The following is a 12,624-nucleotide window of genomic DNA, read 5'->3' as shown; positions in this document are numbered from 1 at the left end:
AAAAATATAAAAATATTTTCCAACTATTTGAACAAGAGGAGGGTCATTGGTGAAACAAACTTTAAAAAAATATCATGAAAAAAATCATTTTAAGTTTATTCGTAGCCTCTATTCTATCTTCATGTGCCTTGGAAAGTACACCTTACATTCCGACGTTTTATATCAATGAAAACTTCAATACTTCTATAGAAGGATGGAAGGGTGACTTCGCTGATTATCCTGTTGGGGAAGAGAATTTTTACCAATTATCGTACAGTAGAGCCAATTTGCCATTGCCTTTAGATACGACTAAAAAAGCACTCAGAATTTCGGGAAATAACCATAGCGACGACTTGTTTATGTTCCTGAGCCGAAAATATTCAGGGCTGAAAGCTAATCAAAAATATACGATTAGCTTTGAAGTAGAACTTGCTTCAAATGCTCCTTCAAATGCTGTTGGTGTGGGCGGTGCTCCGGGCGAAAGTGTTTATTTTGGTTTAGGTTTTACAGGTATTGAACCTAAAAAAGTGCTTGACAGTACTTCAAATCATTATACCATGAATATTAAAAAAATGCAACAAGCCACTAGTGGTGACGATATGAAAGTGTATGGAAATATTGCCAATGGTACAGAAAAAAGCGAGTACAAATTAATCAGAAAAACAGGAGTAGCTACAGGTAAAACTGATGCAAATGGTAACCTTTGGTTGATTTTAGGAACGGATTCTGGCTTTGAGGCTACAACGACTTTATATTATACTCGTTTGGCTGCAACCGTTCAAGAAATAAGCGGAAATATCTAAATTTTCGCTACAGTCCTGCTGTATTCATACCAATTTCAGAAAGTATTTGGATAAATTCTTCGTTCATCGGAGCAACAATTCGGGTACTTTCTTGCGTAAATGGATGTTCAAAAACCAATTCTCTGGCGTGTAAAAGCATGGTGTGTAAATCAAATTTCTCTTCAAACATTTTATTTTGCTTGCATTCGCCGTAAGTTTTATCACCAATTAAATAATGCCTCAATTGTGCAAAATGCCTTCTGATTTGGTGCATTCTTCCCGTTTCTGGCGAAATTTCTGCCAATGAATACCGAGAAGTAGGGTATCTACTTACCATAATCGGCAATTCTACTTGTTGTAAACATTTAAAATGTGTAATGGCATCCTGAAAACCTCCTTTTTCTCGCTCCAATGGTCGGTCGGTCATGCCCGATGCTGGCAAATAACCTCTCACCAAAGCCAAGTATTTTTTCTGAATGGTATGGGCTTCAAACTGCTTTTTAACTTCTTTGTCGGCTTCGGAAGAAAGCGCAAAAAGTAAAACGCCCGAAGTTTTGCGGTCTAATCTATGGCATGGACTTACCCAACAATTCAACTGGTCTCGGAGTAATTGCAAGGCAAAAACACTTTCATCAGCAGCGATAGAAGAACGATGGACTAATAAATTATGCGGTTTGTTAATAGCAACAAAATGCTCGTCTTGAAAAAGTATGGGAAGTGGCGGAAATTCTTGGGACATTCAGAATAAGATTACAAAATATTCCTGCAATTTACGACGCTTTTATTGAAAGCTTATGCTAATTATGAAAGATGAGTTATGAATTATGAGCAGTCCGCCGTTGAGGTTATGAATTTAGGTATCTCTACAAAATGCTGAATCAATATAATCAAGTCATTTTACATAGATTACTTATTTTGTCTTCTTGCATAAATTCTGTAATTTCAAGAGAAGCATTATATCCTAATACATTAATTTCATAATTCATCATTCAAAATTCATAACTCCCAAAATCCTTCACTTCAAACAATGCCAAATTTCTCCAAACGTCAGTTTCTCAAAACATTCACAGGCATTTCTGCGGTTTCAATGCTTGATATTGAAAACCTTTTAGCCAAAACAGCAAAGATTCCAGCCCAAAAATTGGCGGAAGATGAGGCTTTTTGGCAACAAATCAGAACTGCCTATAATTTCACGCATGATTTTATTCATCTCGAAAATGGCTATTATTCTTTGGCTTCTAATGAAGTATTAGAGGCTTACATTCAGCATATTCGTGATGTAAATAAGGTTTCTTCTTATTATATGCGTACTCGTCAGTTTGATGATAAATTGGTTTCCAGAAAACAATTGGCGGAATTATTGGGCTGTTCGCATGAAGAATTGATTATTACCAGAAACACCACTGAATCTTTGGACACGATTATCGCAGGATTTTCTTGGAAAGAAGGCGACGAAGCCATCATGGCTGAACAAGATTATGGTGCAATGTTGGATATGTTCAAGTTGCAGGCTCGCAGATTTGGCATCGTCAATAAAATGGTTTCTGTTCCGAATCATCCCAAATCAGATGAAGAAATTGTGGAGGTTTATGAAAAAGCCATTACGCCCAAAACTCGTTTGTTGATGATTTGTCATCTAATCAATATTACAGGACAAATTTTGCCAGTAAAAAAAATCGTAGAAATGGCACATCGCCACGGTGTAGAAGTAATGGTGGATGGAGCTCATGCTTTCGGGCATTTAGATTTTAAAATTGAAGAACTGGGCGGTTGCGATTATTATGGAAGTAGTTTGCATAAATGGCTGGGAAATCCGCTTGGAGCTGGAATTTTATATGTGAGGAAAGATAAAATCAAACAAATTTGGCAACTGTACGGCGATATGGGTTTTGCTGATGATGATATTCGTAAACTAAATCACACAGGAACAATTCCCGTAGCAACGGATTTGGCGATACAAGATGCGATTAAATTTCACCAAAAAATTGGTATTCAACGCAAAGAAGCACGCTTGAGATTCCTTCAAAAATACTGGACAGATAAAGTACGTGATAATCCGAATATTATTCTGAATACTCCAAAAGAAGCTTTTCGTTGTTGTGGCATTGCCAATGTGGGCGTAAAAGGAAAAACGCCTTCGGAATTATCTAAATTACTTTTTGAGAAATACAAAATCTTCACCGTAGCGATTGCCAATCAAAAAGCCAATGTAATGGGTGTAAGAGTGACACCGCATTTATATACAACAACAGCGGAATTAGACGCTTTTGTGAAAGCGTTGAACGAAATAGCGGGGTAAGTTTTATTATCAAAAAAGGGTTAACGAATGAATCGCTAACCCTTTTTGATGATTATTGAATGATTTTGGATAAGATTAAATTTATATTAAACTATTCCAAAACACATGTAATTTGCTTAATACTTAGCTGATTAAGCTTCTACACGAACAAGATTCGCTTCCATTACTTCAGAGAGTTGTTTTATCGTCTGAATTTTATCCACTTCATTGTCTGGCAAAACAATTCCGTAAGTATTTTCTAAATGCACAATCAATTCAAGGAACTCCAACGAGTTCATACCCAAATCTGCATAAAAGCGTTTCTGTGGTGCAATTAATCTCGGATTAATATAGAAATGCCGTGATAAAAATTGAATTAGTTTACTCGTGCTGAATTTCATTGATTTTAAATTTTAATTTAATAGATAAAATTCTCTCTGTTAGAACGCTCAATGATATTGAAATAGTATTCCTCGAATGATTGTGAAAATAATTATGCCAGCGCTGTTTTTTTATGAATAGTTGGTGGGAGCAATTTATACATTACTGGTGTAACCAAACGAGCCAATAAAGTAGAACTTGTAATACCGCCAATTAATACAATTGCTAAAGGTGAATACAAATCAGAATATTCAATGACTAATGGAATTAAGCCTCCGATAGCCGTGAAAGAAGTTAATAAAATAGGTACAAAACGAATTTCACCTGCTTGGTGAATGGCTTCATCTAATTCCATTCCATCTTCTCTTAACTGATTGGTAAAATCTACGAGTAAAAGCGAGTTTTTGATTTCGATACCAATTAAGGCGATAAAACCAATTACGGCTGTAAAAGATAAATTTTCTCCGGCAATTAACAGTCCGACAATCGCACCAACAATCCCCAAAGGAATCACAGAAAGTACAATAAGCGTTGATTTGAAATTCCTAAATTCAAGGATAAGAATCGCAATCATGCCAAAGACAGTTATCAGGATAATTACCCCTATGCCTCCAAAAGATTTTTCTGCATTTTCTGCTTCACCAGAAACGGTGTAGTAAAATCCTTTCGGAAATTTGAATTTATTCAACTTCTGAATCAACTCTTGGTTTACTTTCGCAGTGTTATAACCTGATTTCAAGAAAGTAGAAATCATTACGTAACGGTCTTTATTATAATGCTTTATCTGATTTGGAGAAGTTTCAAATTTTACTTCAATCAATTGCTTTAAAGGAATGGCTGTTCCTAAAGTATTGTTTACGTACAAATTATCAAATACTTCAAAACCTTGTTTTGCTCCAATTCTCGGAATCGAAACATTAATGTTATAGTCATCAATTTGTCCTTCTTCACGATAAGTACCTACGTTCAACCCTGCAATTCCCATACGAACAGTACGGTCGATGTCGGAAATATTGACAGCCATTAAACCTGCTTTTTCTTTGTTGATGTGTACTCTTAGGTCGGTTGGCTGTACTTTTAATGGATTGTCTGTATAAATAGCACCTTCCTGAGCAGACAAAATATTTTCAATTTGTCCAGCAATGATTCTTAAACTATCTAAATTATTTCCGAAAACACGATAGGCAATTGGAGCTTCCAAAGGCGGACCTTGTTCAAAATCCTTTACTTCAATTTTGGCATTTGGATAATTCGTTAATTTTCCTCTCAATCGGTCGATAATTGCTTTTTTCTCCTTAGTTTCAACATCTTGCAAAAGCACGAAAAGTTGACCAAAGTTTTCAGCTTCTGCTCCGCCGATTACGTTATAATAGATTCTTGGATTTCCTCTACCGATATTGGCAGCAATATTTTTGATTTCTGGCTCTTTCTTAAGTTCATTTTCTACAAAATGCACTACTTCGTCGGTTGCTTTTAGGTTTGTTCCAACGGGTGTTGAAACGTTTACCAAAAACATTGGTTTTTCGGAAGTTGGGAAAAGTGAGAAGCCCAAAAAGAATTTAGCAATCAACATTACTCCGACAAAAATCCCCATTCCTCCTGCAAGTGTAGTTTTTGGATGTTGTAAACACCAATCCATCAATTTTCCATAAGTGGCTGAAATTAAACGTTTCATACCTCTTAAAATAAAATTTCCGTCAGCATTCTCATGATTTTTCAAGATGACGCTTGATAAAAACGGCACAATCGTCAAAGCCACAAACATTGAAGCCAGTACAGTAACACTTACTGCCATCGGCAAACTTCGGATGAATTTTCCAGCGGCTTCTGGTAAATTGGCAACGGGTAAAAAGGCGAAAATTAATAATACAGTACAGCCTACAACCGCCATACTAATTTGTTTGGTCGCATCAATAGCGGCTTGTTTTTTCGGAATGCCCATCCGCATAAAACGTTCAATATTTTCGACGACCACGATAGAATCGTCCACCAAAATCCCCAGAGCGACAATCATCCCAACGATTGAAAGTTGGTTAATCGTAAAGCCCAAAGCATAAAGTAAAGCTAAACCAATCGCCAAGGAAAGTGGAATTGAAATCATTACGACCAAACTTGCTCTTGAACCTAAAGGCAAAAGCGTAATCAAAACCAATAGAATGGCAATGCCGAAATCTTTAGCAAAACGCATCAAACGTTTATCTACAGATTCTGCTTGGTCGAATACTTTTACTAAATCGACCGATTTTGGTAAAGTCTTTTTAAATTCTTCAATTTTTGGGTCGGTTTGGGCTCTTACTTTAATAATGTTTTGACCGAATTTCTGGCAAGCCGTTACAAAAACACTTCTATGTCCGTTCAAACGAGTTTTATGCGTTTCGTCTTCGTAGGCGTATTTTACTTCGGCAATGTCTTTTAAATAAACGATTTTTGTGCCGTTTGTAAAGACGATTACATTTTTGATTTCTTCAATATCTTTAAAATTTCCAGAAGTTTTTACATTGAATTTTTTGTTTGAAAGATTCAAAGAACCGCCAGGAATATTCACATTTTCAGATTGAATCGCTCCTAAAACTCTGTTTACAGGAATTTTATCTTGCGCCAATTTCGCTTGATTCAGCTCAATCGAAATTTTACGCTCTGGAAAACCCCAACTTTTAATGTTTTTGAGCGAACGGTTTTTTTCTAAAGTTTTCTCTAAATCGTCGGCATACTTTTCTAATTTAGAGTAGGGGAGGGTTTCAGAAACTAAAGCAAATTGATAAATATTGACACCATCGGGCTGATATCTTTCGATACGAACATCCAACACGTCGGCAGGCAATTCCTTTCTAACGGCATTCATTTCCCGCACAATTTCTTGGTACTTCTCTTCTGGGTCAGACTCAAAAGCGTACTCTACCTGAAAAATGGCAGCACCATCAAAAATACTTGTTCTGATTCGTTCAATATTATCTAATTCGTTGATGCGTTTTTCAACCACATCCGCTACTAATTGCTCTACATCTTTGGGCGATGCACCGGGATAAATCACCGTAACGCCAAACTGAGGAGAAGAAAACTCAGGGTCTTCTCCACGAGGCATATTCAATAAAGAGTAAATCCCTATTGAAAGAATACCTAAAAACACGACCAGCGTGAATTGATAATTTTTAACTGAGAATTCAGAGATTTTCATATTAATATCTTTTAAATGCTGAGTTGTGAATTGTGAGTGAGGAGTTTTGGGAGTTGTGAATTTGGAGTTTTTGAGTGAAGATTTTTATAATTTTAATTAATAATTTTCTACCCGTACACAAAATTCACTAATTCACAATTCATCACTCACAACTCAACATTTTATTGAATGATTTTTACTTTACTTCCTTCTACCAAATAAGCCGAACCGTCTGTAATTACTTGCGTGATAGCTGTTGAAGAATTTTGGATAAATACTTTGTCGTTATCAATCGAAAGAATTTTTATCGCTACTTTATGTGCTTTGCCATTTTCAATTACATAGACAAAAGCATCGTTTCCGTTACCTTCAATCACGGCATCAACGGGGACTGAAGTATTTTGCTGGGTAAGATTAGGAGTAATCAAAGCATTACCAAAAAGCCCAGTAGCCATTTTTTTGCCTTGTGTATTCAACTTCAATTCTGCTTGGTACAAACCTGAACTTTGGTCAGCACCTTGCGAAAGATTGGAAACCGAAGCCGTAAAAGGAGTATCAGGAAAAGCGTCTAATTGAACCGTAGCTTTGTCGCCTAAATGCAGGCGAGTCCAATCTTTATCGGCAACACCAACTTTCAAAACCCAGTCGTTTGCACCCGTTGCATTCATGAAAAATACGGGTGTTCCTGGCCCTGCCAATTCGCCCTCGTTCATTAATTTTTTAACAATTACACCATTTGAAGTAGCGTAGATTTTTGAGAAGCCTTGGTTGTAATTCGCAATTTCCAAGTTTTGTTTAGCTACGTTCAGTGCCGTCGTGAGGTTTTGTACTTGTTCTAAAGTAGCAACTGAATCTTTGTAAAGATTGGTTACACGTCGTAAATCACGCTCTGCTTTTTGTACGCCTTCGGTAGCTTGCTGTACTTGTGCGTTGATTTCTGTCAGATTCAAAGAAGCCAATAATTGCCCTTTTGAAACATTCTGACCTTCTTTTACATAAATTTTGGCGATGATTCCTCCCGTTTTGAAAGATAAACGAGCTTCCTGCAAAGAAGCCACCAAGCCCGAAGCTTTGATTACTTCGTTAGAATTTGCTTGACTAACGTTGATTACTTTTACGGCAATTACGTCTTCATCAGCCAGTGATTTTTTTTCTTCCGCCTTTTTTCCACAAGCCATCAGCAAGGAAAACATGAACGAGAAGCCAAGAGAATAAGAGATAATTTTTTTCATTTCTTTAGCGTATTTATTCTTTTAAATATTGATTTAGATTCCTACTGCTTTTTTGAAAGAAGGATGTTCTGGCTTGATATTCGAGCCAAAAAAATGTGTCAATTCTCCTTTTTCGTTGATTAAATATTTACAGAAATTCCAGCTTGGTTCTATATTGTTCCAGCCATTTTTTTGTTCTTCCGAAAGCCATTGATAAATTGGATGTTTGTCTTTGCCCGAAACACTTACTTTTTCGGTAATTGTGAACGAAACACCATAATTTACTTGGCAGAATTCTTCAATTTCAGAGGCACTTCCAGATTCCTGCGATAAGAAATTGTTGGCAGGCAAACCGATTACAATTACTTTATCACCAAATTTTTCGTGGAATTGTTGCCAATCTTCATACTGTGGTGTGTAGCCACATTTTGATGCCGTGTTGATTAAGAGTACTTTTTTTCCTACAAAATCAGCAAAGTTGATTTCTTGTTTTCCTGTTAAATTGCTGATTTTTAAATCGTAAAATGATTTTTTAGCAGGTTTTGAATTACTTGGTTTGGTGATGATATTATCTTTTTCGGTAATATTTCTATAAAGGCTTTTAATGGTCTTAAACATGATTTCGTTTTTTAAGGATTATTTTAGTTCATAACTGGCTTTGGCTCTTTCTACTTCCACCCATTTTTGCCAAACATCAAATAAAGAAATGGATTGCTGTAATTGTGCAGTCGTGATTTGCGTTTGAGCGTCTAAAAGTTCGATGAAATTTAAGTTTCCTTCTTTGTATCTGCGCAACATATCACGGTAATAGCGTTCCGCCGTTGAAATCTGCGAAGCTTTTGATTCAAATACTTTTTTGGCTGAGTTCAGGGAATTTTGAGCCGTTTCAGCTTGTAAGGCTAATTGATTTTTTACTTGTTGCGCTTGCGTGTCTAAAGCTGCTAAATCCATTTCAGCTTGTTTTACTTTCAATTGATTTCTGCCGAAAGAGTAAACGGGTAAATCGAAAGAAACGCCGAGTAAAACAAAAGCATTTGGATTGAAAAAGTTTTTATCACTATTCGCAATTTGATTGAATCTACCTTGTGAGCCGAGGTCTAAAGAAGCTCCCACTTTTAGTTTTTTATAAGACTGACTCAAGCCTACAAGTTGTTTATTGATATTAATTCCTGCTTGAATTTTGTCTAATTCTTCTCGATGTCCTTCTTCTAAATTTAAGTTCAGGACTGAAGTGTCTAAATTGTCAATCTCAATTTTGGCATTGAAATCTTTATTCAAAAGGAAATTGAAGTAAGCCGAAGCGTTCAGCTGATTGCCTTTGGCATTGCTGATTTCAGCATCAATTTTTGAAATTTCATTGCGAGTACGTACTAAAACCGTTGGATTTGCCGAACCGTTTTTTATCAAACTTTCATTGACTCTTTCGCTTTCTTGCAGAATTTTCAAAGCATTTTCATATACTTTTACGGCTTCTGTTGCTTTCAAATAATTGAAGTAGGCAATTTTAATGTCACGTACTAACTCACGTTTATAAACTTGAATTTCAGTTTGTTGCACGCTGATTTGTTCTTTTTTGATGGCTTGATTGTACCTGATTTCTGCATTCAAAATAGGCATGGTTGTTTTGAAACGTAAATCATAGAAATCTTTAGGAACAAGTTGCTCAGAAGTATTTGAGATTTGTGGAAATTTTGTCGAGTTCGTCAAAGCGTTTAGCGTTGTGTAAACTGGATTAACCAAATCTCCGACTGGAATTTCAATTTTTCTACCGCCTTGAGCTGCCGAAATGGTGGTGTTGAAACTCACATTGGGTTTGAACATCGCTTTGGCTTCTTCGAGTGCATACACGGCTTTTTGCAAAGAAAATTGCTGTTGCTTGAGTGTCTGGCTATTGCTTAAACCTTCTTGAACATATCGATTTAAAATATCTGACTGTGCCAAAGTATCAGTGAAAAAGCACATTGCTAACAGTAGCATCATCGCTAATTTTGAATAAGCATGATGGGAAAATTGAAGCATTTTTTTGAAGTTTCTGAGGGTTTTCATAAACGTTATTTAAAATATAAACAGTGTTTAGTTGTTAAGCAAAATAAAAAGCACTTAGTCTCGAAAGGTTTATTAGTGCTTTGGGGTAATGTTTTATAAAGATTTTATCTCGTTGCTGGTTGATACCAAGTTGGTGGTACATTTTGCGATAATTTTGCCTTGTTCGTTTCTGATTTCCCCTTCGGCATGTGCAATTTTTTTACCAACCCTGATAATCTTTGATTTAGCAATTACTTTTTCGCCTATTTTGGCTGAAAATAAGTAATCAATAGAAAGATTAACGGTAGCGTAAAAAGCAGTGTGACCCATGCTGAAAATTGTCATTCCAATGATGTCATCCATCATGGTAGCGGCAACGCCTCCGTGAAGGATGTGGGCTGGATTACACATATCTTTTCTGATAATGTATTCTACCGAAAGAGAATCTTCTTCTAATGCTACTAAAACACCATCTAACCATTTTGAAACAGGCGATGGACTATTTTCGGCGATAGGTTTTCCAAGATTATTTTTAAAAAACTCAAATGCTGGATTAGTCATTTTGTAAAAGTGCGATCATTTGTTCTACAGATGCCGACATTAAATTTTGTATATGTTCTTGTGGAAAAGTTTTAAATCTATTTCTGATTTTCAATGAAACCAAGCCGTGCATAAACGACCAGATTGACATCGTTGCTACTCCTAATACTGAAATTTTAATGAGTTTTTTATCAATACATTGTTGTACTGTATCGCATAAATGCTCAAAACATCTATGTCCGCAAACCCATTCTTCGTTTTCAAAAATGGCTTCCATCGGTGCATTTTGAATAAACATCAAATCGTACATTTCTGGGTTTTCCAAAGCAAAGTTCATGTAAGCATAACCTTGTTGTCGAAGTTTTTCGATTGGATTTTCAATTCCTTCAACCGCATCCAACAGTTGATTTATTAATTTTTCAAAACCTAATTCATGTACAGCAAAGAAAATTTCACTTTTGTCTTTAAAATAAAGATATATCGTCGCTGGACTGTACTCCACACGGTCGGCAATGGCACGAATAGAAGCCTTCTCATAACCATCTTCAATAAAGGCTTGCTGTGCGGCTTCTAAAATCAAAGACCGAACTTCTTGTCTTTCTCTTTCTTTTCTCTCGGTAATACCCATATTTTCAATTTCGATTAAAATGTGGATACAATTTCCACAAAAATCATTTAACTTTTGTCCAGACGGTTGTTCTTCCTAGCAAAGAAAAACCGATGAAACCTCTTATTTCTAATTCGTCAATACTTTTTAATTTCATATTGCAAGAGTACGTCTTGCCATTGTTGGGGTCGTAAACACTGCCGTCTTCCCAAGCTTTTCCTTTAAAAACAAAGTCTTTTAAAATAGTAGAACCAATGATGTCTCTATGCCTTAAGGAAGCATCTGGATTTTTTTCATCTTTTCTGCCAGTCGCTTTCCCCCAAATTACTTTTCCGAAATATTTCTCACCTTGTTTGAAAATTAATACTTTTCCGTCTTTCTCTTGCGATAGCCATTCACCTAAGATGGCGTCTTTCGTGATAGACTGCGCATTTCCCACACTTATTATTAAAAGGAACATGGCAAGTGTATTGATGATTTTTTTCATTTTTAGATAAGTTAAAGATTAGTCATTGCAAAAGTAATGAACACTGTTCATTAAAAAAACACCTTTTTGTTTAAATTTAATAAATCTAAGAAAAATTATTTTTCAAAAAATATTAAGTATCTGTTATTGAGTGGTTTATGTGCTATAGGTATTGAATTAACACAATATATTAACATTCTAATTTGCGGGATAAAAAGGATATATTTAATTTTGCAATTCACGTTCTTGTCTTGATTCAATAATATGCTTTTTTAAAAGGATTTATGGAGGAATTAAGGTAAGAAAAACGATAGGTGACAACTGATAACCGATAGCAAAAATATGAATTATCCACTTACTCAAATTCCTGAGAGAACTACTAAGCCACGCCAAAAAGGATACACAATGGTGATGGATAAAGGTCTAAGTATCAGACAAATAGAGGATTTTTTGGAAACGAGTGCTGCTTATACCGACATCGTTAAGTTGGGTTGGGCTACTTCGTTCGTTACACCAAACTTGAAGGAAAAATTAGCCGTTTACAAGTCTGCAGGTATTCCAGTTTACTTTGGCGGTACTTTATTTGAAGCTTTTATTATTCGTAAACAATTTGATGAGTACCGTCGTATTTTAGACGAATTCGGAATGGAGTATGCCGAAGTTTCTGATGGTTCTTTAGAAATGGAACAAGATGATAAATGTGAATATATCAGAACTTTAGCTAAACAAGTAACTGTACTTTCAGAAGTAGGTTCTAAAGATGAGGCGAAAATCATTCCTCCATACAAATGGATTAAATTGATGAAAGCTGAATTAGAAGCTGGTGCTTGGAAAGTAATTGGCGAAGCTCGTGAAGGCGGAAACGTTGGTTTGTTCCGTGCATCTGGTGAAGTTCGTCAAGGATTGGTAGAAGAAATTCTAACTGAAATTCCTGAAGAAAAAATCATTTGGGAAGCTCCACAAAAATCTCAACAAGTTTGGTTTGTGAAATTAGTAGGAGCTAACGTAAACGTTGGAAACATTGCACCACACGAAGTAATTTCTTTAGAAACCATTCGTTTGGGCTTAAGAGGTGATACTTTCACTCATTTCTTAGATAAGTAAACACATCACATCGACAAACATGTAGAATCAGTTATCAGTCAAGGCGAGTTCAAGAAGTCCCTTTTCTCATAACTGATTTTTAATGTATAATACTTAC

The 12,624-nt window shown here is 35.8% G+C and carries 12 protein-coding genes; 3 read left to right on the top strand and 9 right to left on the bottom strand.

Annotation, left to right across the window (positions count from 1 at the left end):
• The first annotated feature begins 74 nt into the window (after window positions 1-74).
• On the top strand, window positions 75-782 hold the full coding sequence (locus ABID42_RS05200) for a hypothetical protein (protein ID WP_367282746.1): 708 nt from the start codon (window positions 75-77) through the stop codon (window positions 780-782).
• 7 nt (window positions 783-789) lie between these two features.
• Here the strand turns inward: ABID42_RS05200 and ABID42_RS05195 are convergent, their stop codons facing one another.
• Window positions 790-1,500, bottom strand: a complete 711-nt coding sequence (locus ABID42_RS05195; RefSeq protein ID WP_367282745.1) for a pseudouridine synthase — start codon at window positions 1,498-1,500, stop codon at window positions 790-792.
• A gap of 288 nt (window positions 1,501-1,788) precedes the next feature.
• Between ABID42_RS05195 and ABID42_RS05190 the strand changes: the two genes are divergently transcribed.
• Window positions 1,789-3,060 carry an aminotransferase class V-fold PLP-dependent enzyme gene (locus tag ABID42_RS05190; protein WP_367282744.1) on the top strand — a complete coding sequence of 424 codons (1,272 nt, stop codon included), beginning with the start codon at window positions 1,789-1,791 and terminating at the stop codon, window positions 3,058-3,060.
• A 131-nt stretch (window positions 3,061-3,191) separates the two neighbouring features.
• On the opposite strand, the gene ABID42_RS05185 is transcribed toward ABID42_RS05190, so the two are convergent.
• The 8 genes from ABID42_RS05185 to ABID42_RS05150 all read right to left on the bottom strand — a co-directional run bounded on the left by ABID42_RS05185 (window position 3,192) and on the right by ABID42_RS05150 (window position 11,444).
• A complete protein-coding gene (locus ABID42_RS05185) occupies window positions 3,192-3,440 on the bottom strand; it encodes an acyl carrier protein (protein WP_184135108.1) in 249 nt (82 codons plus the stop codon).
• 92 nt (window positions 3,441-3,532) lie between these two features.
• Window positions 3,533-6,595, bottom strand: a complete 3,063-nt coding sequence (locus ABID42_RS05180; RefSeq protein WP_367282743.1) for an efflux RND transporter permease subunit — start codon at window positions 6,593-6,595, stop codon at window positions 3,533-3,535.
• A gap of 161 nt (window positions 6,596-6,756) precedes the next feature.
• Window positions 6,757-7,806, bottom strand: a complete 1,050-nt coding sequence (locus ABID42_RS05175) for an efflux RND transporter periplasmic adaptor subunit (protein WP_367282742.1) — start codon at window positions 7,804-7,806, stop codon at window positions 6,757-6,759.
• Window positions 7,807-7,839: 33 nt separating this feature from the next.
• Window positions 7,840-8,403 carry a glutathione peroxidase gene (locus tag ABID42_RS05170; RefSeq protein WP_367282741.1) on the bottom strand — a complete coding sequence of 188 codons (564 nt, stop codon included), beginning with the start codon at window positions 8,401-8,403 and terminating at the stop codon, window positions 7,840-7,842.
• An 18-nt stretch (window positions 8,404-8,421) separates the two neighbouring features.
• Window positions 8,422-9,804 carry a TolC family protein gene (locus ABID42_RS05165; RefSeq protein WP_367282740.1) on the bottom strand — a complete coding sequence of 461 codons (1,383 nt, stop codon included), beginning with the start codon at window positions 9,802-9,804 and terminating at the stop codon, window positions 8,422-8,424.
• A gap of 120 nt (window positions 9,805-9,924) precedes the next feature.
• The gene (locus tag ABID42_RS05160; protein WP_367282739.1) at window positions 9,925-10,371 is read right to left on the bottom strand and encodes a PaaI family thioesterase; all 447 of its coding nucleotides are present in this window, start codon (window positions 10,369-10,371) and stop codon (window positions 9,925-9,927) included.
• Entirely contained in the window at window positions 10,364-10,978 is a 615-nt protein-coding gene (locus ABID42_RS05155) for a TetR/AcrR family transcriptional regulator (RefSeq protein WP_367282738.1), read from the bottom strand. The genes ABID42_RS05160 and ABID42_RS05155 overlap by 8 nt, the downstream gene beginning before the upstream one ends.
• A gap of 43 nt (window positions 10,979-11,021) precedes the next feature.
• Complete coding sequence (locus ABID42_RS05150; protein ID WP_367282737.1) at window positions 11,022-11,444, bottom strand: DUF2147 domain-containing protein; 423 nt, start codon at window positions 11,442-11,444, stop codon at window positions 11,022-11,024.
• A 321-nt stretch (window positions 11,445-11,765) separates the two neighbouring features.
• On the opposite strand from ABID42_RS05150, the gene ABID42_RS05145 reads away from it, so the two are divergent.
• Window positions 11,766-12,527, top strand: a complete 762-nt coding sequence (locus ABID42_RS05145) for a phosphosulfolactate synthase (protein WP_323326963.1) — start codon at window positions 11,766-11,768, stop codon at window positions 12,525-12,527.
• Window positions 12,528-12,624 lie beyond the last annotated feature (97 nt).

This window comes from Arcicella rosea, from assembly GCF_040543805.1.
Lineage (GTDB): Bacteria > Bacteroidota > Bacteroidia > Cytophagales > Spirosomataceae > Arcicella > Arcicella rosea.
The sequence above is the reverse complement of the archived record's forward strand: the minus strand, read 5'-3'. Positions and strand labels throughout refer to the sequence as shown.

Excerpts from the sequence above, each read along its gene's own strand:
- ABID42_RS05195 (WP_367282745.1), bottom strand. The coding sequence starts at position 1,500 with ATGTCCCAAGAATTTCCGCCACTTCCCATACTTTTTCAAGACGAGCAT.
- ABID42_RS05170 (WP_367282741.1), bottom strand. The coding sequence starts at position 8,403 with ATGTTTAAGACCATTAAAAGCCTTTATAGAAATATTACCGAAAAAGAT.
- ABID42_RS05180 (WP_367282743.1), bottom strand. The coding sequence starts at position 6,595 with ATGAAAATCTCTGAATTCTCAGTTAAAAATTATCAATTCACGCTGGTC.
- ABID42_RS05165 (WP_367282740.1), bottom strand. The coding sequence starts at position 9,804 with ATGCTTCAATTTTCCCATCATGCTTATTCAAAATTAGCGATGATGCTA.
- ABID42_RS05160 (WP_367282739.1), bottom strand. The coding sequence starts at position 10,371 with ATGACTAATCCAGCATTTGAGTTTTTTAAAAATAATCTTGGAAAACCT.
- ABID42_RS05190 (WP_367282744.1), top strand. The coding sequence starts at position 1,789 with ATGCCAAATTTCTCCAAACGTCAGTTTCTCAAAACATTCACAGGCATT.
- ABID42_RS05145 (WP_323326963.1), top strand. The coding sequence starts at position 11,766 with ATGAATTATCCACTTACTCAAATTCCTGAGAGAACTACTAAGCCACGC.
- ABID42_RS05150 (WP_367282737.1), bottom strand. The coding sequence starts at position 11,444 with ATGAAAAAAATCATCAATACACTTGCCATGTTCCTTTTAATAATAAGT.
- ABID42_RS05200 (WP_367282746.1), top strand. The coding sequence starts at position 75 with ATGAAAAAAATCATTTTAAGTTTATTCGTAGCCTCTATTCTATCTTCA.
- ABID42_RS05175 (WP_367282742.1), bottom strand. The coding sequence starts at position 7,806 with ATGAAAAAAATTATCTCTTATTCTCTTGGCTTCTCGTTCATGTTTTCC.
- ABID42_RS05185 (WP_184135108.1), bottom strand. The coding sequence starts at position 3,440 with ATGAAATTCAGCACGAGTAAACTAATTCAATTTTTATCACGGCATTTC.
- ABID42_RS05155 (WP_367282738.1), bottom strand. The coding sequence starts at position 10,978 with ATGGGTATTACCGAGAGAAAAGAAAGAGAAAGACAAGAAGTTCGGTCT.